Origin of the sequence: Dawidia cretensis (assembly GCF_018598175.1) — a bacterium.
Classification (GTDB): Bacteria; Bacteroidota; Bacteroidia; order Cytophagales; family Cyclobacteriaceae; genus Ohtaekwangia; species Ohtaekwangia cretensis.
Map to the genome: position 1 here is coordinate 114286 of NZ_JAHESE010000008.1, position 25031 is coordinate 139316.

22 protein-coding genes are annotated in these 25031 nt (G+C 49.0%); 13 read left to right on the forward strand and 9 right to left on the reverse strand.

The features are described 5' to 3' along the window. The first annotated feature begins 48 nt into the window (after positions 1 to 48). Positions 49 to 783 carry a DUF6088 family protein gene (locus KK062_RS10915; RefSeq protein WP_254084331.1) on the forward strand — a complete coding sequence of 245 codons (735 nt, stop codon included), beginning with the start codon at positions 49 to 51 and terminating at the stop codon, positions 781 to 783. Continuing rightward, entirely contained in the window at positions 780 to 1745 is a 966-nt protein-coding gene (locus KK062_RS10920; protein WP_254084332.1) for a nucleotidyl transferase AbiEii/AbiGii toxin family protein, read from the forward strand. The genes KK062_RS10915 and KK062_RS10920 overlap by 4 nt, the downstream gene beginning before the upstream one ends. 264 nt (positions 1746 to 2009) lie before the next feature. On the opposite strand, the gene KK062_RS10925 is transcribed toward KK062_RS10920, so the two are convergent. Together KK062_RS10925 and KK062_RS10930 are read right to left on the reverse strand one after the other, a co-directional pair. After that, on the reverse strand, positions 2010 to 2810 hold the full coding sequence (locus tag KK062_RS10925; RefSeq protein WP_254084333.1) for a hypothetical protein: 801 nt from the start codon (positions 2808 to 2810) through the stop codon (positions 2010 to 2012). Between the two features lie 370 nt (positions 2811 to 3180). Then, a complete protein-coding gene (locus KK062_RS10930) occupies positions 3181 to 3381 on the reverse strand; it encodes a hypothetical protein (RefSeq protein ID WP_254084334.1) in 201 nt (66 codons plus the stop codon). A gap of 240 nt (positions 3382 to 3621) precedes the next feature. Here KK062_RS10930 and KK062_RS10935 point away from each other — a divergent pair, with 240 nt between their 5' ends. From KK062_RS10935 to KK062_RS10945, 3 genes are read left to right on the forward strand one after another with little or no spacing between them, the layout of a single operon-like run. Beyond that, complete coding sequence (locus tag KK062_RS10935; RefSeq protein WP_254084335.1) at positions 3622 to 4383, forward strand: hypothetical protein; 762 nt, start codon at positions 3622 to 3624, stop codon at positions 4381 to 4383. A gap of 5 nt (positions 4384 to 4388) precedes the next feature. Continuing rightward, positions 4389 to 4811 carry a DUF5675 family protein gene (locus KK062_RS10940; RefSeq protein WP_254084336.1) on the forward strand — a complete coding sequence of 141 codons (423 nt, stop codon included), beginning with the start codon at positions 4389 to 4391 and terminating at the stop codon, positions 4809 to 4811. Between the two features lie 26 nt (positions 4812 to 4837). Then, positions 4838 to 5098, forward strand: a complete 261-nt coding sequence (locus tag KK062_RS10945; protein ID WP_254084337.1) for a hypothetical protein — start codon at positions 4838 to 4840, stop codon at positions 5096 to 5098. 55 nt (positions 5099 to 5153) lie between these two features. On the opposite strand, the gene KK062_RS10950 is transcribed toward KK062_RS10945, so the two are convergent. From KK062_RS10950 to KK062_RS10960, 3 genes are all read right to left on the reverse strand, one after another. Next, positions 5154 to 5765, reverse strand: a complete 612-nt coding sequence (locus tag KK062_RS10950) for a P-loop NTPase family protein (RefSeq protein ID WP_254084338.1) — start codon at positions 5763 to 5765, stop codon at positions 5154 to 5156. 14 nt (positions 5766 to 5779) lie between these two features. Continuing rightward, the gene (locus KK062_RS10955) at positions 5780 to 6709 is read right to left on the reverse strand and encodes a hypothetical protein (RefSeq protein WP_254084339.1); all 930 of its coding nucleotides are present in this window, start codon (positions 6707 to 6709) and stop codon (positions 5780 to 5782) included. A 156-nt stretch (positions 6710 to 6865) separates the two neighbouring features. Beyond that, positions 6866 to 7348 (reverse strand): hypothetical protein, encoded by a 483-nt coding sequence (locus KK062_RS10960; RefSeq protein ID WP_254084340.1) that lies wholly within the window; start codon positions 7346 to 7348, stop codon positions 6866 to 6868. Positions 7349 to 7739: 391 nt separating this feature from the next. On the opposite strand from KK062_RS10960, the gene KK062_RS10965 reads away from it, so the two are divergent. The 7 genes from KK062_RS10965 (at position 7740) to KK062_RS10995 (ending at position 15236) form a co-directional block, all read left to right on the forward strand. Next, on the forward strand, positions 7740 to 8144 hold the full coding sequence (locus KK062_RS10965) for a VOC family protein (protein WP_254084341.1): 405 nt from the start codon (positions 7740 to 7742) through the stop codon (positions 8142 to 8144). Between the two features lie 81 nt (positions 8145 to 8225). Next, positions 8226 to 9194 (forward strand): Na/Pi cotransporter family protein, encoded by a 969-nt coding sequence (locus KK062_RS10970; protein WP_254084342.1) that lies wholly within the window; start codon positions 8226 to 8228, stop codon positions 9192 to 9194. Positions 9195 to 9332: 138 nt separating this feature from the next. After that, positions 9333 to 10454, forward strand: a complete 1122-nt coding sequence (locus KK062_RS10975; protein ID WP_254084343.1) for a sensor histidine kinase — start codon at positions 9333 to 9335, stop codon at positions 10452 to 10454. Continuing rightward, entirely contained in the window at positions 10441 to 12822 is a 2382-nt protein-coding gene (locus tag KK062_RS10980) for a hybrid sensor histidine kinase/response regulator (RefSeq protein WP_254084344.1), read from the forward strand. Before KK062_RS10975 ends, KK062_RS10980 begins: the two co-directional genes overlap by 14 nt. A gap of 23 nt (positions 12823 to 12845) precedes the next feature. After that, positions 12846 to 14273 (forward strand): ATP-binding protein, encoded by a 1428-nt coding sequence (locus KK062_RS10985; RefSeq protein WP_254084345.1) that lies wholly within the window; start codon positions 12846 to 12848, stop codon positions 14271 to 14273. Next, positions 14260 to 14712: a response regulator gene (locus KK062_RS10990; protein WP_254084346.1), complete on the forward strand. Its 453-nt coding sequence runs from the start codon at positions 14260 to 14262 to the stop codon at positions 14710 to 14712. Before KK062_RS10985 ends, KK062_RS10990 begins: the two co-directional genes overlap by 14 nt. A gap of 14 nt (positions 14713 to 14726) precedes the next feature. Continuing rightward, positions 14727 to 15236, forward strand: coding sequence for a YfiR family protein (locus KK062_RS10995; RefSeq protein WP_254084347.1), 510 nt, complete (start codon positions 14727 to 14729; stop codon positions 15234 to 15236). Positions 15237 to 15266: 30 nt separating this feature from the next. On the opposite strand, the gene KK062_RS11000 is transcribed toward KK062_RS10995, so the two are convergent. After that, positions 15267 to 17501 carry a TonB-dependent receptor plug domain-containing protein gene (locus KK062_RS11000; protein ID WP_254084348.1) on the reverse strand — a complete coding sequence of 745 codons (2235 nt, stop codon included), beginning with the start codon at positions 17499 to 17501 and terminating at the stop codon, positions 15267 to 15269. A gap of 295 nt (positions 17502 to 17796) precedes the next feature. Here KK062_RS11000 and KK062_RS11005 point away from each other — a divergent pair, with 295 nt between their 5' ends. Then, entirely contained in the window at positions 17797 to 19659 is a 1863-nt protein-coding gene (locus KK062_RS11005) for a transthyretin-like family protein (protein ID WP_254084349.1), read from the forward strand. A 71-nt stretch (positions 19660 to 19730) separates the two neighbouring features. Here the strand turns inward: KK062_RS11005 and KK062_RS11010 are convergent, their stop codons facing one another. The 3 genes from KK062_RS11010 to KK062_RS11020 form a co-directional block, all read right to left on the reverse strand. Continuing rightward, entirely contained in the window at positions 19731 to 21662 is a 1932-nt protein-coding gene (locus KK062_RS11010) for an ATP-binding protein (RefSeq protein ID WP_254084350.1), read from the reverse strand. Between the two features lie 105 nt (positions 21663 to 21767). Further along, positions 21768 to 22184, reverse strand: a complete 417-nt coding sequence (locus tag KK062_RS11015; RefSeq protein WP_254084351.1) for a DUF7793 family protein — start codon at positions 22182 to 22184, stop codon at positions 21768 to 21770. Positions 22185 to 22187: 3 nt separating this feature from the next. Beyond that, positions 22188 to 24632 carry an aminotransferase class I/II-fold pyridoxal phosphate-dependent enzyme gene (locus KK062_RS11020; protein WP_254084352.1) on the reverse strand — a complete coding sequence of 815 codons (2445 nt, stop codon included), beginning with the start codon at positions 24630 to 24632 and terminating at the stop codon, positions 22188 to 22190. Positions 24633 to 25031: the final 399 nt, after the last annotated feature.

Here is a 25031-nt window from a genome sequence, read left to right on the forward strand (position 1 = left end):
AACACCCCAGGTATCTCCAACTTCCTGAAGAGCAACAAAACGGCGACTATGTCTACTGTAGCACAACTTGTAAGGGATAAAGTGGAGGAAATGCCTTCAGGAAAGGTTTTTGACTACGGAATATTCGTTACAGCACTGCCTGACGCCGGCGTCGAATCAATAGCCTTGTCCCTTAGCCGCCTGTCCCGCCAGGGTGTGATCGAAAGACTCGAAAAGGGCAAGTATTATAAGCCCAAGAAGTCATCTTATGGCAAGATCCGCCCAAAGGAATCCGATATTATCGCACTCCTAACTATAAAAAATACGGAACGCATTGGATACCCGACCGGGCTTCCTGTTTTCAACCAAATGGGTCTCACAACCCAGGTTTCGAACACATTTATTATTGCGACGTCGAAACCCAAGGAGCCGAAAGATCTTCAGGGTATCAAAGTAAAGTATATCAAACGGCTGGGGCAATTTCTGGAAGAAGAGATTCGATTGTGGCAGATTCTCGATGCAATTCAGGACATCAACGCTATACCCGATGCTACGCCAGATGAGTCTGTAAAAGTTCTAAAAAGAAAGATCGGGGAGTTACCGCGTAAAGATCAAGAACGACTCGTCGGTCTGGCAGAAGCATACCAGCCTCGCACACGAGCTCTCCTCGGCGCCATGATGGAGTACTACTTCGATGAAATTGATACTGGAATTTTAAAGAAAAAGATAAATAGACTATCTAAATTTGATATAGGAGTATCGGCTATAACACTGCCGAACAAATCCTCCTGGAATATCAAATGACCTTTCATACAGTGCCTGAGTTTGGAGAAGCTGTTGAAGCCGCAGCCACCCATTTTGGTTTACGGGTAACATTTATCGAAAAAGACTATTGGGTCACGTGGGTGCTTCGCAACTTAGCGAACTCGGAATTTGTCGATACCGTGGTTTTCAAAGGGGGTACATCCCTCTCCAAGGCTCATACCTGTATAAACCGCTTTTCCGAAGACATTGATCTGGCAATACTCGGCGGACACGAGCTGAACGGGAATCAATTAAAAAGCAGAATCCGCGACGTCGAACATATAGTAGTAACCGGACTGGAATATTTTAAACACGAAGCCGAAACCAAAGGCAGCCGTTATCGAAAAACATACCATAACTACCCTCGATCCATCGACAACAACGAATTCGGCGCGGTTAGAAATCAAATTCTATTAGAAATTAATTCATTCACCAATCCTGTTCCCCACGAACGAAAGGCTATACAATCCATGATTGGCCAATTTTTGGCAATCAACTTCCCAGACCAGGTAGATCATTATGGACTCCAGCCTTTTACGATCAACGTCCTGACCAGAGAAAGAACCTTCTTTGAAAAGCTTATGTCATTGATCCGCATGTCTCATGTAGGCCAAGATGCTGTGCGGGGAAAAATCCGTCACTTTTACGACCTTCATTTAATTCTCAACCAGGAAGATCTCATAGAGCGAATACTGATCGATGCAAATTTCAACCTTCTCGATCTCGTTAGAGCAGACGACGCAGCGAATGAGGATTTTGCCGGCGAATGGCTAGCTCAACCACTAGCCGCGTCTCCCCTATTCATAGATCACAACAGATACTGGACAGAACTGGCACAGCAATACGAAAGCGAACTTGGCGACTTGACCTGGGCTCCCATCCCCGCAGCTGCCTCGATAAACGAAAGTCTCGGAGAAATACAATGCTTTCTGAGCCGATATGATCACCAAGCACTTGCCTAATGAAGCTTCTGGGTTCAAGCATCCTCTTTGTAAGTCACTCAATATAAGGGCGTTCAAACATCTGTAACAATTTACTCAATATGATGAGTAAATTTACTCAATAGTCTACATAAACTGGTAGACCCGAACTTAAGAGAGGAAAAGCGCAGCTAAATAATGTGTGCCCGATAAATGCCCGATACGCAAACTAGCTCCGATCACTAAGAAAAAAGTATGGCTCTCCACAACGCGAGCGCGCAGAAAGCCACCCCCTACCCTTTTTCACTACTTCAACGCCAATATCTTCGCACTTCCCATATGATCCAATAACTGCACCTTATTGTCTTCCAATAGCAGCCCGAATCGAACGCCGATCGAGAGCATCACGGTATAGGACTCGTCCGCGGGTACCAGGTCCGTGCTTAAGTCCAGCGTAATCGGTGGTGCACCGTTTTGAGCAGGGTACCAGGGACTGGACACCTGTACCGGCGCATACATGCCGTCAAACCAGTCAGGCGGTGCGTAGGCGGCTTTAGATTCCTGATACAGAATATCCGGTACGATGCCTAGCACGGCGGTAATACAAAAATAGGGATGCTGGTGCGGCGGGGAGAAATTCAAGCCGCGAATTAGCTCGGAAATTTCCACGCGAGCGGAGCGTGTCTCGCGTGAAAGCGACCAGGTGATCGCCGTAAACAGCATGGTATCAAATGTACTCCGTTTGTTTAAGGGAAACCCTTGCAGCAGCGTGGGCATGGACGTTAACCGGAACGCACGCTTGCCCAGTGCCCCTTCGGTGTCTTTTAGTTTTACATGCTTGAGTAAGCTGTTGATTTTGGCGGTGATGTTATAATTCGCAACGGAGCGAAGCGCGCCCAGCATAAACCGTATGTTTTTGCCCAACATGACGCCCGCGCCAAATTCCTGGCGGTGCAGACGGTTGAGCGCATACCCCGGCGAATTGTTAATGGTGTCTTTCGACGGGCCTCCATTCCGGCGCAGAATGATCTTGTCGGTGCCTTTCATTTTGTAGGCAGTAAGGTGGCCCAGCTTGCCGGTAAACGTAATGTCTCTGAGAAATGCCATACATGTTGTTTTTAAGGTTTAAAAAAATTTCTTAAAAAATGCCGCATGATGCCCGTCAGCGTCATGCCTACAACGACCGGGATATTCCCTTGATCCAGGGATGTTCCATGCTATAAAGCAGTAGATCATCCGTAGCTCATGTGTGGAACATCTATGGAAGAAGCCTGTGGCAGACTCGAAGGAAGGTGGTCTTTGAAGGCCTTTGCAAAGACACTGTTTCGATCAGCCACGAACATCCATTCCAAGTGGTCGTCGCTATAAAACAACGCAAAACATTTCTTTTCATCGTATCAGATCTGATGCAACATGTGGTTAACATGTGACTTGTGCGTGGTATAGATGTGATCGGAAGATGATCCGAAAAACAATACTAAAAATGAGCCATAGCACGCACCACTTCGTCTTCCGAGACGCCGGCATAGCGGCAATACTCCTGTACCGTAACGGGCTGGCCAGGGGCTTTGCCAAGCCAGGCGCGGAGTTTCGCCATGCTGGCCCGCGCACGGCGCTCGCTCTTACCGGTCAGGCGCGCAATGTCTTTTGAATAAATAACGATCCGGTCAATTTTCATTCTTCAAATATACACGTATATAGATTACATACTAAAAAATACCGGCGGTCATTCGCGGACGTTTTAGGACGTTTTAGGACGAAACAGGACATAACATGACGAATTAGGAAATAACGGCCATCCGCGGACGCGTGTCTTTTACAGCTCGTATATACTTCGCTCTTTTGTGCTGTTGTTGCAACGACGGCTTAACCGGGGTGTGCCAGACACGACGGATTACAAAACAAAATAATAGTATATATGGCAAGACAAGATGGAGTGATTTTATTGAAGGGTCAATTGGGTGGCCTGTCGTTCTACAAGACCGCGAAGGACGGTCACCTGGCCCGGCAGAAAGGCGGCGTGGATGCGAAGCGGATCCGCACCGAAGCGGCCTTCGCCCGTACGCGGGAGAATGGCTCGGAGTTCGGGCGCGCCGGTCAGGCGGGGCGGTTGTTGCGCACGGCGTTTCGTTCGCTGCTGCTAAACTCGTCCGATAGCCGCACGGTACCCCGCCTGACGCAGAAGTTTACGGAGGTGATCCATGCCGACACCACCAGCCTGCGCGGCGCACGCAACGTGGTGGATGGTGACATGAGCCTGCTGCAGGGCTTTGAGTTCAACATCGATGGTAAGCTGCGGCAGACATTGCTGGCGCAGTACAGCGTGGAAGTGAACCGGGCCACGGGATTGGTAACGATCAACGTGCCGCAGTTTGTGCCGGCCGAGCTGATCGCCGCACCCACCGGCGCTACGAACTTCCGTCTCGTGGCCAGCGTGTCGGAGCTCGACTTTGCCGCCGATCGTTATAACAGCGAAGTGGCCGAGAGTGAAGAGAACATCACGGGATTGGAAGCACCGGTGACGATCAACATGCCGCTGGAAGTGACCGTCGGGAGTACAAGCCCCCTGGTGGTCGTGCTGGGCATCGAGTTTTCGCAAGTGGTGAACGGTGCCATGTACTCGATCAACGACGGTTCGTATAACGCGCTGGCGGTCGTGGCGGTGGACTCGGAAGGCTAATGGTGATGGAGCTGGAACTGTTCAGGAAGTATTACCCTGACGGAACCAATGGGGAGATTCGATTCGCAGGCATCATGATTTGCTATACGATCGAGCTCCCCTGGCTCCAGAACAGGCGAAACGTATCCTGTATTCCCGAAGGACGGTATACACTGCGCAAGCGTCTTACAGCCAAACGTGGACTGCACTTGCTGGTCGTGGATGTGCCCGGCAGAAGCTGCATCCTGATCCATCCCGCGAATCATGCGAAGACGGAACTGCAAGGATGTATTGCGCCGGTGCTGGAGCTTACCGGTCCCGGGAGTGGCCGCCAGTCACGGCTGGCGAATGAACGATTGAAAGACCTGGTGCTCGATGCGATTGATAGAGGACAAGAAGTATACCTCACGATCTCGAAAGCAACGACGCAGCGGGTAACGGTATTGTAATAACAAGTAACATTAAAAAAACAAGTATGAACATTGTAGAGAGAGTAAAAGCGCCTACGCCGAAGTTTTTTCGCGTACTGCGTATCATTGGGCTATCGCTGTTCGCGGCGAGCGGCGCGATTGTGGCCGCGCCGATTGCCCTTCCGACGGCGTTGGTGACTGTGGCAGGATACCTCACGGTAGCGGGTGGTGTGTTGACCGCGGTTAGTCAAACGGCGGTGGAGAAGGAAGAAGGGAGTGCCGCGTCGGATGACGAACAGGATCACGCGTGGTCTGAGGGTGAGTAAAGTAAGAGGCCTCCTTCGGGAGGCCTCTCTCGTTTAACGGACGGGCTCCCGTCGGTCAACGGCGTTTGTCGACGGTTTCGGGAGAGAAGGTGAGTTTATTCACCTGTCTGCGTAATCGCGACCGGACGCGATCGCCGTAGCACTCCTCCAGCTCATCGGGACCAAGGTTGGACGTCATGTGCGTGAGCATACCCTGGTTGATGAACAAGTCGTAGCGGCTTAAGATTATTTCGCCCATGACGTTGCACTCATTGCCAAAGTACTTCAGGTTGCGCTCGGAACCTAGGTCGTCGAAGCAATAGATCTTCGGCTTATTGGAGTGATACGACAGGTTGCTATACCGCTGAATGATGGCATAGCCTTCTTCCATGAATTCGAAACTGACGCTGCGGCTGCTTCTCAGAACGAAGTTGCGCTCGGGGCCGGGTATAGATGTCATCAATGTCATCAGCGAAGTCTTGCCGCAGCCTACCGGGCCGGAAAGCAAAATGCCCTTGTTCAGGTCTATGTCAAGGCGGGCAGCTTCCTGTTCATCCCGGAGAAAATAGATCAGCAGTTTATAGATCAACGGACGATCGATGTCGTAAATCTGAAAGTCGGGGCCGAACTGTTTCTTGCCGTGTTTGGCGAGAAAGGACAGGCACCATTCAAAGTCTGAGGGTGTCATCGTGCTGGTTGTTATTACATTGGTTTATCATAGTCTATCTTCTTACCGTCGCGGGCGCCGGGTGTTTGCAAAGACCCGGGCGTTGGCCTGTTGCCGGCTTTAGCCGCCTGGCTGGCGGTATTCAGAAACCATTTTTGAACGGCCGCGTGCCAGTTCGCCATGGGCTGACCGCTGACCTTCCAGTGAATGGCCTCAAAGTGGTAGTAGAATTTTTTCGCTTCGAGCGCCGTAGAACCCTGCGAAACAAAATATGCAACGACCTCTTCCAGGTTTGTGGGCACGCCCTCGCCCCCCCGGTCACTGTTTTTTTCAGCGGCCGGAGGCTGAGGTGTAGTCTTATCCAAATCATCCGCGGGTGCGTGTGCACTCTCACGCTCTCTCGTTTGAATACCGTTTGGAGGGTTTATACTGTTTGTATTAAATGCGATTACTTGCAAATCACCTGTCGTATCACTCCCAGGGACACTTTTGTCCTGATTCTGATCACCATCCGGATCACTTTTGTTCTGATTCTGATCAGCGTCCGAATCACTTTTACTTCCATTTTGATCAGCATCGGGATCACGTTTGGTTCGATTCCTGTCAGTACCGGAATCTCTTTTGACATTTTGCTGCTCCCATAAAACAAACGGCTTGGGGTTCGCAATGTCGAGCCGGTACATTTCAATTTTACTGGGACGATGCTTGCTTTGTGACGGCAAATAAAGCAAGTACTCCCATTGGTTGAGATCATTCAGGCACTTGCGAAAGGTGGTTGTCGACCCGATGGCCGCCAGGTCCATGACGTCGTTGCGGTACATCCTGAACGGATTGTCAAAGCGCTCGTCGTTCCACAGGTGGAAGTAAGCGTACCACAGGCTGATGTGATAGGGCGTGAGACGATCGTCGATTGGAACGTGGCGCGCGAAGGCCACGGAGTTTTTGATGAAATTTACGTCAGACATATACGTTTGATTAGTTTCCGCTAATGAAATAAATAATTACATACAACGGTAGGGGTGAACAGGTGCAGTTTAGGGTAGTTTAGGGTAGTTAGGGGTAGCTTCGGCTACCCCCTTCTTTTTACTCAGTATAACAGCACTATTTGTACTCCAGTATATTTATTCTTTCTGACGATTTGATTTTTGCTCATCTATATACTCGATTATACGTGAACAGATGTCGCGCACACGCTGTTGTGCGGCGGCATATTCGTGAAAATTATTGCTGTTCGGCTCGCCAAATGCTTTGAGCAAGCCTTTTGGGGACGGACGGGATGAGCCGATAGTCCTCACATTGGTTGCGATACGTTGACACAAATCTTTTCCACTGTGGCACGTGATGATGCCCAGGTTACGGGCGATTCGCAGAAACCGCCCCAGCGTCTGCAGAGAGACATGCAATACGAGTCGTTGCATGTCCGCTTCCAGATCGAATTGCTCGCGCGGCACATTGACAGCATGCTTGTACAGCAGCGGTCCGATTGCATCGGCGATCTCCTTCTCAGAGGGATCGTACGTTCCGGCGTGGCCATGAACTTTTTGAACAAGGTTGCGCAGCATAGGGCGCAAGGATTTGAATGCAGTGTCATCGACTGATTGCATAGCAGTAAAGGTTAAATAAAAGTATTGGGTAATAGACCGCTGTTCTGTGCTACCCAAAGCACAGATCAGGAGAGGGACTTTTTTTAGTTGTCGGTATCTACTATTGGTTAGCCGGAACAGCCTGAAGCGAACAATGGCCTGACGGCCATAATAGAATAATGGCAGTGTGAACGTACATATCGTTAATCAATCGGTTAAAAAATTGCATCATCGGGTATATGTGGCAGTAAAAATATGCTGTCATAATACATACACCAAAACGTGGTATGGGCGGGAATGTTGTAAAAATCGGTATTTTTAATCACTATATTATTGAAACCTTTTTCTGTATACCTGAAAAATACGGTATGACTATATCCGCGCTATCTTCCATGAAATAAACCCCACAAACATGAAACCTCATGATACTCCCAACTTTCGGATTGAGAATATAGCCCCCATTCTCAAGGTACAAGACGTACCGCGCAGCATCGACTTCTACACCCGCGTGCTGGGATTCCGTAACGCCGACTGGGGCACCGATCAATTTACCCTCATCCACCGCGACAATACCGGTATATATCTCTGTCAGAACGGGCAGGGTTCATCCGGCACCTGGGTCTGGATTGGCTTTGACGGCAATATCTTCACGCTGCACCAAACGCTGCAAGTCAACAATGTCAGGATTAAGCTCCCTCCCACCAACTTTTCGTGGGCCTACGAAATGCAGGTCGAAGATCCCGACGGGCATATACTGCGACTCGGAACCGACCCCAGTGACAACGAGCCCTTTGCTGATCAACAGGTAACGTTCTGAAAGTCTGGCGTGCAGCTGCAGTGTTACGTAAATGTTATGTCGCCGGGCATCATATTTTACGACATGTTTTAAACATATCTCTTGGATACGCTGGAAATCATACTCGGCATTACGGCAGGTCTTGCGCTTTTTCTATATGGCGTCACACGGCTTTCCTTCGGCTTGAAAAAGATCGCGGGTGACCGCATGAAACGCATACTGGAGCGCTTCACGCAGAATGTGCTTGTCGCTATTCTCTCCGGTACGGTGGTAACGATGCTACTCGATTCCAGCAGTGTGACGATCATCATGGTCATTGCACTTGTGAATGCGGGGCTTGTATCCTTTCCACGCGCCATCGGAGTAATTATGGGCGCTAACATCGGCACCACGTTGTCAAGTCAGCTCTTCGCTTTCCAGATTGATGAGTATTCGGCCATTCTGCTCATTGTTGGATTCTTTATATACTTTGTGACCAAACGAAAAACGATGAAGTATGTCGGGTTATTGCTCTTTGGGTTTGGGTTGATCTTCTTCGGGCTGGGATTGATGGGCCACGCCGTGGAGCCGCTTAAAGAAAGTGATCAGTTTACGCATTGGCTTTCTTCACTCGAAAATCCGTGGAAGGGTGTGCTCTTTGGTGGGCTGATCACGTTGATCATTCAGTCGTCGTCCGCTACGATGGGCATTGTTATTACACTCGCCAACCAGGATATGATCTCGCTGGCGGTAGGCGTATCGATCATGCTAGGCGCGGAGATTGGAACGTGTGCCGATACACTCATGGCAAGCCTGGGCCGCTCACGCGATGCCTTGCGCGCAGGCGTGTTCCACGTGGCCTTTAATATCATCTCTGTTTTGATCGGCATCTTACTGTATCGGTCACTGGCCGAGCTGGCTGTTTGGATCTCGCCGGGGCAGAACCATGCGCGACAAATAGCAAATGCGCATGTGCTTTTTAATGTCGGTGGAGTGCTGTTGTTCGCCTGGTTTACCCGGCCCATCGCGCGGTTGCTGGAACGGATCATTCCGGACAAAATAGGACGTACGGCTCGTGCCGCAACGGGATGATTAATAAGATTGGCTTGTACACTTTTCCGCTATCGCCGTGCATGTCCTGATTTATTCAAAATCAGGGTTTCCCTTAACAATACAAGCGCTATAAGCTACATTTTTGCCTTTTGAAACAGACGCGAGAGGCCACACCGTATGATTTTTTTTCCACCGGAAGTGTTGTATTCGAAGCTTCTCATCGGATCGCTAATGAAGGTCATGCAGGAAGGGCTGCTGGTCCTCAACGCTTCCGACGAGATCGAAATTGCCAACCAGGCGGCAGCCGACATATTCGGCTATTCCGAAGGGGAGCTCCTGCTGCGAAAAAACGTCCGGGAGCTGTATGCTTCGTTGAAAGATGCCGACCTAAAAGCTCCCTTCTTTCAGGAGGAAGGGCACTCGGATAAGTGGGAGGATCCGTTCATCCGGGAAGATGGGCGCGTCTTCGTTGCCTCGTATTCCATCACCGTTATCCACGACAACGAAAGCGGAAAACTGTTCAAGATCGTTCTGCTGCGGGACGTATCCGAGCAGCGGCAATCCATTAAAACGATCGCGGAGTATACCCATTCGCTGGAGAAAAACAACCGGGAGCTGGATCAGTTCGCATATATAGTATCCCACGACCTGAAGGCGCCGTTGCGGGCGATCAGCAACCTGTCGTCATGGTTGGAGGATGACCTGGGCTCTTCGTTGTCTGGCGAGAACAAGGATAATCTGGCGACATTACGGGGGCGTGTTAAAAGAATGGAGGCGCTCATCAACGGTATTTTAGAGTATTCGAAAGTGGGCCGGGAGAACGTCCCTTCCCAAACCGTGGACGTCGCCCGGTTATTGGAAGATGTTATAGAGTTGTTATCACCGCCGCCGCACATCCGGATAAACATCATGGGGTCCATGCCGTGTATTGAAACACCGCGGATTTTGCTGCACCAGGTTTTTTCAAACCTGATCAGCAACGCCATCAAGTACAATGACAAGGAGGCCGGCATCGTGTCCGTCGGTTTCACAGAAAAAGAAAGTTGTTTTGAGTTTTGGGTGGAAGACAACGGACCCGGTATTTCCCCCGAATATCATGAAACGATCTTTGTGATTTTCCAAACGCTGCAGGCGCGTGACAAATACGAAAGCACCGGCATTGGGTTGACTATTGTCAAACGTATCCTTGCCGCCGTGGGCGGTAAGATCAACGTAGTGTCCAGCGTAGGAAAAGGAAGTACGTTCATTTTCAACTGGCCGAAAACAAGTCCTGAACAACGCAACGATGAAAAATCCTGATGCTCCGGAGCATTTTGTAAAACTGCTGGTCATCGATGATGACGAGGTGGACAAGCGTCAACTGAAACGGGCCCTGAAAGCCAGCGGGTTTGAGTATGAGCTGACCGAATATTCTGACGCGCTCGGCATCGCCGACATCAGCCTGCTAAATGCCTTTGACTGCATCTTCCTCGATTACCTGCTGCCGGGCGATAATGGTTTGCGTTTTCTGAAGAAGATCCGGGACGCGGGAATCGTGACGCCCATCGTGATGATCACCTCGCAGGGCAACGAGAGCATTGCCGTAGAGCTGATGAAGGCCGGCGCGTCGGATTATATCGTCAAGAACGAAATCAACGGTCAATCGATCAGCCAGGTGCTGCGAAACATGTTTCGCCTGAACAGGATGATGCGCGAACGGGAAGAAGCCTACTGCGCGTTGCGAATCAGCGAGGCCCGCCTGGCGGAAGCCCAGGAGATGGCTAAAATCGGTAGCTGGGAGTTCCTTGCCAAAAGCAACTCCTTTTATGTATCTCCCGAAATATACGATATCCTGGAGCTCGACCCTCAAAAGCCGGTGACCTTCGAGATGTTCCTAACGTTGGTGCATCCCGACGAAAGAAAGAAGGTTCATGCGGCGTGGACAGACGCGCTGGCCGGGAAACACTATAATATCGACGTCCGGATCAATACTCCGTCAGGGGTTAAATACGCGCATACGCACGGGCGGTACATACCGGATTCCACCGGCGCGCTGGAGAAGATCGTGGGTACCCTTCAGGATATTACAGACCGGAAACTCTCCGAGCAGGAGATGATGCGGGCGCACGAGCTCGCCGAAAACTCCATGAAAGTAAAAGAGATCTTTCTGGCAAACATGAGCCATGAGATCAGGACGCCCATGAACGCCATTCTCGGGTTCACGCGGCTGCTATACGAAACGCCCCTTACCACGGAGCAAAAAAGCTACATCGATGCGATCCACTTTTCCGGCGAGAATCTGCTGGTCATTATCAACGATATCCTCGACCTTTCGAAGATACAGTCCGGAAAGACAACCATTGAAAAAAGTGAGTTCAATATACGAGAGCTCGTGAACGGGATCGTCGGAGTCTTGCGTCCCAAAGCGTTGGAGAAAGGCATCAGCCTGACAAGTAGCGTCCACCACCAGGTGCCGACGACGATCAAAGGAGATCCTGTACGCCTCAACCAGATCCTGACCAACCTGATCTCCAATGGGATCAAATTCACCGAGAAGGGCGGCGTTACGCTGGACATAAACTCCAGTGCCGCGAAGAAACACCATTGCATTCTCGAGTTCAAGGTTCGCGATACCGGCATTGGCATTCCCGCCGATAAGCATGCCGCCATCTTCGAAAGTTTCGTTCAGGCTTCCAGCGATACCACGAAAAAATATGGGGGAACCGGACTGGGCCTGGCCATCGTTAAAAATCTGGTGGAACTACAAGATGGAAAGATCTCCCTTAGCAGCACCGACGGTCACGGGTCGACATTTACCGTGCATCTGCCCTGCGAGGAGGTCACGCAGGAGAATAAGCAACGTCAGCCGTCGTCCCTGCGAACATCACCCGCCCCTGAATCACTCGATCTGTTGATCGGGGCAGCGATCCTTGTCGTGGAAGACAACCCGCTCAACCAGATGCTGGTGCGAAAGGTTCTTCAAAAGGCCGGTTGCAACATCGACATTGTATCCAATGGCCTGCTGGCGCTGGAACGGGTTAAGACGAAACGGTATGAGGTAATCCTCATGGACATCCAAATGCCCGAGATGGACGGCTTTGAAACTACGCGACATATCCGCACGCAATGTCAACCTCCCGTGTCGGAGGTACCCATTATCGCCATGACCGCCCACGCATTCGGATCCGATGTTGCCAAGTGCCTGGCTGTCGGCATGAACGATTACATTTCCAAGCCTTTCAAGGCGGACGATCTCTACCTGAAGCTTTTAAAGTTCATTCAATCTTCCCCCACGCGGGTCGTTCCCTTCAAAGGGACCGATGCCCTCCCCTACCACAAGATCGACCTGAGCGCGCTTCACGAGCTCGCCGGAGAGAACAGCGTCTTTATCGACGAGCTTGTGCTGGAATACAACCGACAAACACCCGCATTTGTTGAGAAGTTGAAGGGCTATACGAAAAGTCAGAACTTCGAAGCGATCCGGTTCATCTGCCACCAGATACGATACTCCTACGGGATATTGAATATGGCTGCGCTTGATAAAGCATTGGACGAAATATCGACGCTATTGAAAATGACCGACCCCGGACCGGAAATGACAAAAGTCATCAAGCTCGTCAGCACAATCATATCCCTGATATCGGCTATTAATGAAGCTGTAACACGCGGGCTCCGCCGAACGGGTTAGCGGGCGAACTACACTGACGGAAAATGCTCAACAACCTCTCCATACGGACGAAGATCATCCTGGGGCAAACGATGCTGATTGCCATGGTATCGCTGTTTATTTACAGCTACTACCCTCGCCAGCAGGAAAGGTCGGCGATGAAGGTTATCCATTCGAAAATCCAAAGTGTGATTAACATGTTTGCGATCGGCGTCGGCATCGGCATGGGAGAAACGGATTTCGTCGCCGTGTCCGAAGCCCTCGAATGGGCTCACCAGGATAGTGCCATTGTCTACATTACGGTGCTCAACAACACGGGGAACAGCATCGCTTCTTTCAGCGCACCTGGAAACGAAAAGATCGATGTGTCGAAAATTCCCATCAGCGAGAAGCCGGTGGAAATCAACGGCACGCTTTTCTACAAAACAAAGATCGTCTATCAAAAGAGTACGTTCGGCACCCTAACGATCGGATATTCATTGACTCAATTGCGGAATGCCATCAGTCTGTTAAAACGTACTACGCTCTATTTCAGTCTGGGGCTTTTCATCTCCGGTGTGATCTTCTCCTTTGTGGTCAGCAACATGATCAGCGGCAACATCCGTGAACTGGATGCTACGGTGAAAACGATCTCCAGTGGCGCCGAGAATGTGCGCGTAACCGTAAGCAGTAACGATGAAGTGGGTAAGCTCGGGCGCGCATTCAACGACATGCTTGAACGGTTGGAGCACTCGAGAAAGAACCTGGTTCGCTATTCAGAGCAACTCAAAAAACAAAATGACGAACTGAACCAGTTCAGTTACGTCGTTTCGCATGACCTCAAGGCGCCGCTCCGGGCAATCTTCAATTTATCCGAATGGATCGAAGAAGACATGCGCGAGGCGATGTCGGAAGAATCCAAAAAAAACATGCAGATTCTGCGCGGGCGCGTATTCCGGCTGGAGGCTCTTATCAATGGCCTGCTGCTGTATTCCAAGATCGGCAGGATCAACGTGCCCACGGAACCGGTAGACGTTCATGTGATGCTCAAAGATACCATTGACCTCCTGAACCCGCCGGCGCATGTGCAGGTCACCATTCAAAAAGGGATGCCTGTGTTGAATACCAAGAAATATCTCCTGCAGCAGGTCTTTATTAACCTTCTTTCGAACGCTATCAAATACAACGACAAAGAGCAGGGTATCATCAACATCTCTTCCTCCAAGATCCCCGGCTTTTATCGCTTTACCGTGGAAGACAATGGCGTAGGGATCGCGCCCGCATATCATCAAAAAGTATTCGAGATCTTTCAGACCCTTCAATCGCGTGACACGGTGGAAGGCACCGGCGTCGGTCTGTCGATCATTAAAAAAAGTGTCGAGGATATGGGCGGCACCGTAACCCTACAGTCTGAAGAAAACAAGGGGGCTGCCTTCAGCTTTACGTGGCCCGTAGCCTGCCTGAAAAAAAAGATCAATCATGAGCCCATTTAACCATTACGATATGACAAGCCTGGTAAACATACTCCTGGTAGAAGACGACGAAGTGGACATTATGAACGTCCAGCGCGCGTTCAGAAAAAACAACATCAACAACCCCCTTTTTATCACCCGGAATGGCATCGAAGCACTGGAAGCGCTGCAAGGCAAAAATCCGTCGCTGATCATCCCTTCGCCCAGGGTGATCCTGCTCGACATCAACATGCCAAAGATGGGAGGTATTGAATTTCTCCGTGAGCTTCGAAAAATTTCCGATCTCAGATCCGTCAGCGTTTTTGTGATGACTACGTCCAATGAAGAGAGCGATAAGATCGCGGCGTACGACCTGAACGTAGCCGGTTATATTCTGAAGCCTCTGTCGTTCGAGGGATTTATCGGCGCTGTGTCTATCCTGAATCACTACTGGCATTTATGTGAGATGCCGCAACTGTAGCCACTCTCCCGTGCATGCGTCGCAGGTTAATCTATATTTCTTTGTTTATATTCCTGGTCGGCAGCGTGAACGCCAGCGGGCAGACGTCTTCCTATGGCGAACTGCAGGCGGCGTATATATTTAATTTTGCGAAATATATCAAATGGCCCGGCACCGCGACTACATTCGTGATCGGCGTGGCGGGAGAAACCGACATCCTGGATGCGCTGCAAAACACGTTGAAAGGAAAAAAGGTGGGTGGTCGCGAGATCGAGATTCGCGCCATGACTACGTTCGAAGAAGCCGCCGTCTGTCGTATTGTGTACCTGCCTGCCTCTAACTCAGGCGCTATTGCCGATCTGAAACTGGCGGTCGCCGGAAAAAACGTACTGATCGTATCAGAAGACGATCTGATCAAACAAGGGGCCTGTATCAGCTTCATTGTCGAAGACGACAGACTTCGCTTCAAGCTCCGAAAATCTGTGCTGGAAGCCGCAGGACTTGAAGCAAGCGAAGGATTGCTGAAGCTGGCGATCCTCCTATAGCCCACCAGGAAAGGCTCATGCGTTTTGTCGTTAAAACTCCGCCCGGACACCAACCGTTGCGCGGAGCAGGTTTTGAAAACTCCCTTCCACGTCCAAATTCCGGGGCAGTGCAGCGACATATCGTTGGTTCAACGCATTTTGGATACTCATAAAAATTGTGACGTAACCTTTATGTGTATATCCTGCCGATACATTCACCAACGAATACCCGGCGGTAGTTTCTCGCTTTTCCTCATTCTGCGGACGGAGTTGATTCATGCGCTGCCGGCCGGACTGCAACAGGCGGACAGAAAAATTAATCGCCTTATATTTTCCGTCCATGCCCAATCTGTATTGCCACGGCGTGATGGCCGGCTGTTCTACGTCATTTGCGGAGGACGCAAGTTTTGACTCCATCCCTTCCAGGTAACTTAACGACGAATAGGCCATCAGCTTGGTTTGGCCGATGGTAAAGGTAGCGTTGACCCGCAGGTTGCCACCATAATTATGTTGTGAGCTTTTGTTAACCGGAACTTCAATGTAGTCGACATCCCAGCCTAAAAATTTGTTACCGTATAAATTGGTATTTCCCTCATCGGCTACAATTTGAATGATGTTATTGATCTTCGTATTGTATGCAGTAAGCGTAATACTTACATCTTTTCCGATCTTTTGATTTACGCTTACTTCCACGGTTTGCGAAGTGATTGGCTTTAGATTTGGGTTGGGCAGATGCCAGAGCCTGGAGCGATATGTGGCTCCCGAATCGGTAGAATAAAACGAACCAAAGGATTCATATGTGACCATGGGCGATGGAGCCAAATAAGCCGTGCCGTAGAGCACCTTGATCGTCGTTTTTTGAAACGGTTGAAAAACCGATCCAATGCGTGGGTTAACGGTTGCGCCGAATCTTGAATTGTAATCATACCGGCCGCCAAGGGTAAAGGAGATTTTCTTTACCGGATTATACTGGAGCTGGACATACGACCCAACATTGGTGTACACGAGTGGGAAGAATTTGGCCTCAATTCCAGGATTACCGTCATAAACCGAATTAAGCAGGACACCGCTTCTTGCCTCGCTTCGGCTTACCGGATACTGCAACTCCGGTGTCTTCGGAAGAGACTGAAAAATTTCATACGTCGCACCCCCCGTAAGACCGATTTTTTCAGAAAAGGTATAAATAAGCTGCTGCTCAATCTTTTGCATGGAGCCGGTGCTGTACTTATAGCCATGCTCCATCCCTCCATAAAGATTACGAAAGTTCGATTTTGGGTTCACTTCATAAAAGCTGGCGGTGAGTGTGCTGACAGACTTTACGTTGCCGGTTTCTGTCGTATAGTTAGCGCTTGCCGTGGTCACACCATGGCCGTAAAAAACGTTACGGTTAAACACGGCGTCGTCCGGGCTGAGCGTCGTTGACGTCGGCACCGCTACATAGTGATGCAGGAGCATCATGGAAAAACCACCTTTTTCTATTGATGAATACACGTTGTAGGCCTTCACAGGCGCCGCAAACTCAGGATCCACCGTACCAGCACGGGGAGTCATTGGGCCCAAGGCGGTGTTGAATACGCCCGTCTCGTGTGAGCTCATGCGAAAATGATCCGGATAGCTTTTCGAAAAGTCGGGCTGGGCATCATAGGAATACAGTCCTGCTATACAAAACTTAAGACCGTTCTTCAGATTTCTGTTAAGAACCAAAGAAGTGTTGCTATAGCCTTGTGTTCCGCCGATAGCCGTTGCCGTAAGCTCGTTTTCTTTACCGGCCTTCCGTGTAATGATGTTGATAACACCCCCCATAGCATCCGCTCCATAAAGGGCCGAACCTGGTCCGTACACTACTTCGATTTGCTTCGCCAGGTAGATAGGATAGTTTTCCAGAATCGGCAGCGGCTCGTTTGTAGGGGACGAAATTCTTACCCCGTCTATCAGAATTGTAAAATAGTCCTGCCTGGAAATGCCCCGCACGCCCACGGGGTTATAAAACTGCGGGTCGGATTTATCTTTTACCAAAAAGTCGGGCAGATCGTTGAGTACCTCTGCGAGGTTCCGGTACCCTCTCAGCTCGATGAGATCTTTTGTGATCACTAACACGGTAGCCGGCGCCTGCTCTTGTTTCTGACTATTACGGGTGGGCGTGACGACGGTCACATTCATGAGGTCTTCGAAAGATAAATTCAGCAGCTTATCAAGCTTCAGCGTATCCGATGGCCGGGGCTCCTGGGCAATAGCTGAAGCGAGGCAGAAGATGCAACCTGTGGCCGTGAGAAGTTTCCGGATCATTATTGTCGTTTGGGGTTTATTTTAAAATGAAGCGGTTTTCTTCCGTGACGATAGGCATGTAAAATACCTTTTGAGCGGTAGCGTTTTATCAGGGAATTGCTGATTTATAAAAATCAGGATGCCGCCTGCAGTTGTCCCGTATTCTTAAGAATGAAACTAAAATCCCGGCATTCCGTACAATGCTTATAATTTCATTCTAATAAAGCCCATCATGGCAGTCGCAAAACGAACTGTCGTGATGGGCTTTTTTTTGTTTACCAAAAAAAAGTAGTCAAAAACAAACCCTCTAAATTTTATGAAGTACATCATTAAAGGACACCTTTGTGGTCATTTGTGTGACGATTGTTCGGAATCGTTAGCCGGCGTGGAAGTATTGCTTTATCTGCCCTGGCAAAAAGAAAGGATAGTAGAAACCACCGTTGCCGACACGAAAGAAACATTTCACCTGGTAGAAAAGGAAGAAAAAGCGGCCAGAAAAAGTTTGCTGATTGCTACCACGAAGACCGATGAAAAGGGAGATTATCAATTTACCCTGGACGAAAAATATGGTAACACCACATCCTTTGATATTGATTTTGTATGTGGACAGGTACCCGGCAACAAGAAATCCATAAAAGATCCGCTGCAGTTTCATCTCACCACGATCTTTGCGCAATGGCGGCTCGAAAGAGAAACGGATAATTACTATTTCCAGTGGAGGTATTGTATCGCGGCAAAATGGTGGTGTCATATTCGCGGCCGCTATTTTGATGCGTGGGTAATTTGCGGTCACCTATATGTATGTGGCACAAAGACGCCTATACCCGGCGTTAAAGTAACTGCCTGGGACGCGGACTTCTTAACGGATGACAATCTGGGCAGCGCTGTCACAGACGTTCATGGGCACTTCCGAATTGATTACACATCGCGTGATTTCAAACAAACGTTCTTGTCACCCTGGGTAAATGTGGAAACGGACAAGGGCAATCCATTCACTTTCCAAAGCGGCCCCGATGTGTATTTCAAGTACGAATACAATAGCACGGAAATACAGGGCGAGACTTCTGCTAACCGCCGAAAAAACGTCGGTTATTGTCTCTGTGTAGAGCTTTGCCTGAAAGAATTAATTGTTCCGCCCACCGGTATTCCTGCTTCCTTTACTAAGATCGGCAACAATGGAAATCACTTCATCAACGAGCTCGTAGCCAGCGGAAACCCGAACGTGATTGCACTGGCGACGGGAAAAACTCCGGCCGGTCAGGCCTTTTTCAGCTGTATCAAATTGCGCGGTAGCCTCACTCAAAAATTAAATGGCGCTGCTATGGAATATAGCTTCGATACCATCGAGACAAACGGTCCCGGTGGACCGGAGATCGGTGTATGGAAAAAAGTAACGGCGTCTCAAATGTGTGAAGCCGAGATCGGTACATTCTTTACGTTCACCGGCGACCCTATGAATCCCATCAGTATTACGCCCTACAAAGTGGGTAATGTGAGCGGAGGTGTGGATGGTAGTGGTTGGATCGCGGTACCCCAGGCTTCCAATTTTGCGCCCAACGTCAATGGCGAATTGCTGAGCCTGAATACCGATACGCTGAATGGCGGCACGGTAAACATGGCCGGGCTTGTTCAGGGTCAGTCTACCACCACCGTTGCTGCTCTTCAGCAAAACCGTTTCTTTAAAATACGCATGAGAAAACGGGCGGTAGGCAATGCGGCGTCTGAAGTACCCGCGGGGGTTTCCAACCCGGTAGCGATGTTCAATACTATTTATAAAAGCGTTCCACAGTTTGGTTCATGGATGCCGCAAACCTCGGATGAGCGAGGTGTCGCCTGTATCGATATTCAGGAAATGATCGGTGGTGGCGGAGGTACCGGATGTACACCGATCACGGATGCGCTTCACGTGAATTATACGGCTGCCAATCCCAACATGGGAGGAGTCAGTCTTACGCTCTATGGACCCGGGGGGCCTTACTCGATTCAAAATGTTTCACCTGTGGGCTCAGTAGCCGAAACCTTTGGAACGGCTACTGAATTACATAACCCTGCCCTGGTACCGGTTAGCACGTTAGATAAATGTGCTTACACGGTCATCTTTTCAGTTGAACTGAAACTTACCAATGGCGAGAGCCAGCATGGTAATATTGAAGATTGGCTATCCTTCTGTAAGAATTAGGTTTCATTGAGAGCAAGTGTACGAGCGAGTGCGGGCGCTGGTGAGCGCTCACACTCGCTCTGTTTTTGTAATCAGGTCGCATCACTCCCGATATATTTATTTACGGTTTCAAACAAGTGCAGTTCCGTATAGGGTTTTGTGATATGATAGTTCATTCCCGAAGCCATACTTTGCCGTATGTCATCTTCATAGCCGTTGGCCGACAGGGCGAGTATGGGCATCTTGAAATTCAGTCTACGCATTTCTGCTGCTGTTTCATACCCGGTGATTCCAGGCATTTGGATATCCATGAGTACCAGATTGAATTGCGTTCTTTTAACCAAATCGATTGCGTCGAAGCCGCTCTGGGTGATCGTAACCTCGGCACCGAATTTTCTGAGCATCTTCTTTGCGACTAATAAATTCATCGGGTTATCGTCTACTACCAGGATCGTGACCGGGTTTTTAAAGGCTAATTTCTTTTGTGTATTTGTCGTTTGTGTTTCACTTGGCACTCTACCGGGCACATTCAAGGTCAATGAAAAACGAAATATTGAACCTGTATTGCGCACCGGGTCTGCCGGACTCTCCACGGAAACACTTCCCTTCATCTGCGCCAGCAGGTTTTTCACGATACTTAGTCCAAGCCCGGTGCCGCCATACTTCCGCGTGAAGCTATCATCTGCCTGGGTGAAGCTCTGGAAGATCAAGTCCAATTTTTCCTTCGGTATGCCAAGGCCGGTGTCAATAACAGCGCCATGAACGACTAATTCTGTCGATTTGCGGGCTTGAAGCGATAAGCGGATTTCTATACTACCTTCTTCCGTAAACTTGATGGCATTGCTAATCAGGTTTGTCAATACCTGTGATACGCGTGTAGGGTCTCCGATTACTTCCGCTGGAATTAACGGATCGATGTGACAGGATAGCGTAAGTCCCTTTTGATCGGCCAGAAATTTATACGAATTAACCGTGGCGGAAATTGTTTTATGGAAATCAAACGTGATGCTTTCTAACTGAAGTTTCTTGTTTTCAATCTTGCTCAGATCAAGAATGTCGTTCACTAAGCGCGCCAGGTTCTTGCCGGATTCGTGAATGACATTCAGGTAGCCGCGATGCTCAGCCGAAACTTGCTCTCCCAGCATAATTTCTGTGAGTCCCAGTATACCATTCAGCGGCGTGCGTATTTCGTGACTCATGTTTGCCAGAAACTTACTTTTGGCGTTGTTTGCTTCCTCGGCAAACTCCTTCGCTTCCTTCAGGGATTGCTCGATCTGCTTACGTTCTGATATGTCCTGAATTGTTCCTTTCAAATTCACGACGGAGTTAGTTTCGTCTGCGAGCGCTTCGCCAATACAAAGTACATCTTTTACGCTTTGGTCGTCCAGAATGACCTTCATCTCTAATATAAAATCTTCCTTTTTCTCAATCGCGGACCTGATCAGGTGGTTCAGCTTCGGCAGGTAATCTTTATGCACTTTCCGTCTGAATGCGTCAAACAGGTTAGGGGTTTCATTTCGGGTTAAACCCAAAATCCGGTACGTCTCATGAGACGCTTTTAAAGTCAATGAAGAACCATCCAGCTCCCAGCTGCCCACCTTGGCCATGGATTGTGCCTCGTTAAGCTTGTTCCGCTCAGTTTCCAGCTCCAGTTTAGAGGCGGTAGTTTGTTGTAATTCTTCGCCGAGGATATTTATACCGGTTGCAATGGCATCCATGACGGTACCATTTTCTGATATCGAAAGTTTTTGTGTGAAGTCGTGGTTGGCAAACGAGCTGATCACTTCGATGAAACTATTGACGGTCTGCTCGTGCGTCTTTTGTACACTGTTCAACTGCACCTGGTCCGCCCATTGATTGAGGTGGGCCGCAATTTTCGCCAGCGGGCTATCGTCAAAATCAATAACAATGCGTTTTGAAAAGTCCCCGTTTGCTATCGCCTCACTTAATTCCAATACTTTCAGCAGCAACTGGATATCAACAGCTGTGGTTCCAGTCTGAGTATCATCCTTCATCTTTGCCATTTACCGTAGCATTAAAAAGTGTTCGCTTTTGATCCTTTATTCCACCCAGCGATTCCTGTACACCGACAACACCTGTTCGAAAGTCCTTGCGCATTTCAGTAGCGGCTATTTAAGCACAGAATTTTCCAGTTTTATTTTTAACAACCAGTTCAAAGCTTCCTGCCGGTTCGTAAAGAACCGGGCAGGAATGGCAGGTGTGCTCACTCTCAGATAAAGGTTTACCAAAAGTGTTGCCACTACGTTATTGGATAGGAACGCGCCTCCTAAAAGCCCCTTCAGACCGCCATCCCTGCTATTCATAAAATCGCGCGCTTCTTTCGTAGTCGTCTTTAAATTGGTAACGTCTATCAGGGCATATACGGATCTCCCGTGGGTATACGCCAGGCGATGCCGAACTAACTCCCGGGCGATGGTAATATCCATCTCCAGCGCCGGTGCATAGTTCCAAAAGATGATCTCCTCATCTACCCCATTCATCCAAAAAGACGTCGTTTTATACTCTTTGAGGTTATGCCGTTCCATACCTTATTTTTTAGAATACACGGTTGCTAATAATTCCAGGTTAAAATTATCGTCAGCCTGAATGTAAACACTTTTAGAAACAACATCCACACCAAAACGTTGTTTCTCTATGGCGGCATCCATGCCCATGTAGTGACGGTTGCACGTCAACGCATTTGCCCGCAAAATGGACTGGTATAACGTCTGCCGGTAGCTACCGTGGCTAACAACATATTCATAGTTTAATCCTACCAAAACAATGGCATAGTTATTCTGTGCCGACCGATAACAGAATCCCAATGCAACGACCGGCTCGTGCCCGGCATATTCGGGCTTTAATTTCAACTGGATAACTTCCCACGACGGATGACGGGCGATATTCTCAAAATACCTACGGGGTAATCCGTATGTATTAATCGCCAGGCTTTTACCTTTTACGTTTGAATACAAGCCGTACCATTCGTCGATCCGGCCTTCCCGTTGTTTCTGCTCGTCTGCCAACACGGTGACATTAAAAAAATGCTTGTTATCCAGAATTTTTCTTCTGAAGTGCCAGCGATTCGGGCCCGACAGGCGTTTCATGAATTCATCTTCCGTATGCCACGTCGTCAGATCAGGGACACTATGTGTTTCCGGCATTTCCACTTTAATAAAACCTTCCTGAATTAAAAAGTCTGCCATTTCATTGTCACTGCTATGTAGGTCCCGCAATTGAAGCATGCTGGCACCCGATCTCTGTTTCACCTCATTCATGATGCGAAGCATTTCCAGTACCGCCGTCTTCCACAGGGGATGACTACGATCCAGAAACAAATGATTTCCTTCGGTGATCAGGGATCCCATCATAATTACCTTTGACGTGAGGTAATATTTGTCCTTTTTTCGTACCTCTTCGACCTGCTCCGACACCGACGACGGGGCGATCATATCATCTTTGCAGATTAATTCGGTAAAGAACGTGGCCAACACTACTTTGTCAGACAAGTCTTTGATGATGAGGTAGTGCAGCCGCCAGTTATTTTCGGTCTCTTCGTTGTTACAGAATGTTTCTTCCATAAAGCGGCAACCTTCCCAATCATAATTACTTTCCCCCAACAGTTTGTTCCATACTTCCGGGTCCACCTTTTTGATCGTTGTTTCATGCTGAACATGAAATGCGTCTTGTTTATTGAACAATGTCGCCCCGGCGAAATGTTTCTTAGTTTGTGTGAACGGCGCTTTGAAGCTGGCACTTAGTTTATCTACTGTAATGCCTTCTTCTTCCAGCACCTTCGGAAAATGGTAGTGAAATATTTCCAATAAGTTTTTAATATCCTGATCCGTATGCCCGTTGGTAATCGGCAACCGCAGGCCGGTACAATTCACGGGCACGCCGGGAAAAATACCAATGTTGGTGAAGAAGCCTTCTTTCAGCAACCGTTTTACCATGTTATACCCGGTGCGGGGAAGACCGAGGGCAAGATAAAAAATTGGTGAATCGGAAGGGTATACCAACGGAAGATCATATTGATCGATAATAGCTTTGGTTAGGTCGATTTTATGCTTCAACCTGTTTTGCAGCGTGTAGATTTCTTCGGTTAAATGAATTTTAGCACTTGCCACAGAAGCGCCCAGCATGGGAGGCTGTACCGGACCGGAGAAGGTGTACGAGCTTCCACACGTCAGGATCTTGCGCATCATTTCTTTGTCTGACATGACGGTAACACCGCCCCCGGTTCCAAATCCTTTGGCCAGCGACGTCGTTAGCACCATTTTTGGATGCAAGGGAATTTGGCTCAGCACATAGCCGTTGCCGTTGTTTCCTTTCCAGCTCATGCCGTGTGCGTCGTCGATGTATAAATGGAAATTGTGATACTTTTCCAATAGGTACACAATGTCCTTCATGGGTGCAAAATCTCCGTACATGGAATACAGCCCATCGGCCATGTACCAGATGCGGTTGTATTTATTGGGGTTTTCTGCGATAAGCGTCTCCAGCATATCCATACGGTTGTGCTTGATCATCTCTACGCGGGTTCCCTGGGCTTTGGCAAGCTGCGCGGCGAGTTGAACACTACCATGTACCTGGTGATCCAGAATAACGAGGTCGTCATTTTGCACAAGAATAGGAATTGCCGCCACGTGAGCAAGTGTTGTTGTCGCCGCCAGTACAGCGGGGTTATTATCAAAGATTTTATAGAACAGCGACTCCAGTTCCTCGTACAGGTGACACGACGAGTAAGCACGCGAAGAAGAATATTGTGTACCATAACGAAGAGTGGCATCAATAGCGCCTTGCTTCAGCCTGTCATCCATTTCCAGCCCCAGGTAGCTGCACGATCCGAAGTTGACGACCTGCCTTCCGGCAATCGTCACCTGCCTTCCGTTCAAGCTTCCATCTTCCGTGGCCACCTGGAAGATCCCGCTCCTGACGCCGTTGGTTAAACACTCGTCAATAGTATTGATAAACTTATTTGTGCTCCGCGGCATATACGACCCGTTTAAAATGATTGTGCTATTTAAGTGTTTATCTTACAGGATACCTGGGGGCTTTCTCTCGCAAAACAACACTTCTGATCCTCTTCGATTACGTTATGGAATAACGGAAAAGTACTGCTGCTTTGCTACTTTTATTTGCAGGAAAGAAGTGTATTCTATTCTCCCGGCTGCCACGTGTCGGTGCTGAAATAACTGTTCGCATTACACAACCGATTTATCCATTATGGGTGGCCATTGGCTCACTCGTATTGGTGATCATATTGTGGAGCTATTCCGGGATGGTTGACCCGGCAGAAGTAATGAAATCAGAATAACCAACGATCGAGTAGTTTCTTCGATCCATCGGTCGATAATCACTAAGAACAACCAAAACAAATGAAAGGAAATAGT

Bases quoted from the DNA above. Each gene is read 5' to 3' on its own strand.
- KK062_RS10990 (WP_254084346.1), top strand. From the start codon at position 14,260: ATGAGCCCATTTAACCATTACGATATGACAAGCCTGGTAAACATACTC.
- KK062_RS10975 (WP_254084343.1), top strand. From the start codon at position 9,333: ATGATTTTTTTTCCACCGGAAGTGTTGTATTCGAAGCTTCTCATCGGA.
- KK062_RS10950 (WP_254084338.1), bottom strand. From the start codon at position 5,765: ATGACACCCTCAGACTTTGAATGGTGCCTGTCCTTTCTCGCCAAACAC.
- KK062_RS10930 (WP_254084334.1), bottom strand. From the start codon at position 3,381: ATGAAAATTGACCGGATCGTTATTTATTCAAAAGACATTGCGCGCCTG.
- KK062_RS10920 (WP_254084332.1), top strand. From the start codon at position 780: ATGACCTTTCATACAGTGCCTGAGTTTGGAGAAGCTGTTGAAGCCGCA.
- KK062_RS11010 (WP_254084350.1), bottom strand. From the start codon at position 21,662: ATGGCAAAGATGAAGGATGATACTCAGACTGGAACCACAGCTGTTGAT.
- KK062_RS10965 (WP_254084341.1), top strand. From the start codon at position 7,740: ATGAAACCTCATGATACTCCCAACTTTCGGATTGAGAATATAGCCCCC.
- KK062_RS10980 (WP_254084344.1), top strand. From the start codon at position 10,441: ATGAAAAATCCTGATGCTCCGGAGCATTTTGTAAAACTGCTGGTCATC.
- KK062_RS10960 (WP_254084340.1), bottom strand. From the start codon at position 7,348: ATGCAATCAGTCGATGACACTGCATTCAAATCCTTGCGCCCTATGCTG.
- KK062_RS11000 (WP_254084348.1), bottom strand. From the start codon at position 17,501: ATGATCCGGAAACTTCTCACGGCCACAGGTTGCATCTTCTGCCTCGCT.
- KK062_RS10935 (WP_254084335.1), top strand. From the start codon at position 3,622: ATGGCAAGACAAGATGGAGTGATTTTATTGAAGGGTCAATTGGGTGGC.
- KK062_RS10995 (WP_254084347.1), top strand. From the start codon at position 14,727: ATGCGTCGCAGGTTAATCTATATTTCTTTGTTTATATTCCTGGTCGGC.
- KK062_RS10985 (WP_254084345.1), top strand. From the start codon at position 12,846: ATGCTCAACAACCTCTCCATACGGACGAAGATCATCCTGGGGCAAACG.
- KK062_RS11015 (WP_254084351.1), bottom strand. From the start codon at position 22,184: ATGGAACGGCATAACCTCAAAGAGTATAAAACGACGTCTTTTTGGATG.
- KK062_RS10940 (WP_254084336.1), top strand. From the start codon at position 4,389: ATGGAGCTGGAACTGTTCAGGAAGTATTACCCTGACGGAACCAATGGG.
- KK062_RS11005 (WP_254084349.1), top strand. From the start codon at position 17,797: ATGAAGTACATCATTAAAGGACACCTTTGTGGTCATTTGTGTGACGAT.
- KK062_RS11020 (WP_254084352.1), bottom strand. From the start codon at position 24,632: ATGCCGCGGAGCACAAATAAGTTTATCAATACTATTGACGAGTGTTTA.
- KK062_RS10945 (WP_254084337.1), top strand. From the start codon at position 4,838: ATGAACATTGTAGAGAGAGTAAAAGCGCCTACGCCGAAGTTTTTTCGC.
- KK062_RS10915 (WP_254084331.1), top strand. From the start codon at position 49: ATGTCTACTGTAGCACAACTTGTAAGGGATAAAGTGGAGGAAATGCCT.
- KK062_RS10925 (WP_254084333.1), bottom strand. From the start codon at position 2,810: ATGGCATTTCTCAGAGACATTACGTTTACCGGCAAGCTGGGCCACCTT.
- KK062_RS10955 (WP_254084339.1), bottom strand. From the start codon at position 6,709: ATGTCTGACGTAAATTTCATCAAAAACTCCGTGGCCTTCGCGCGCCAC.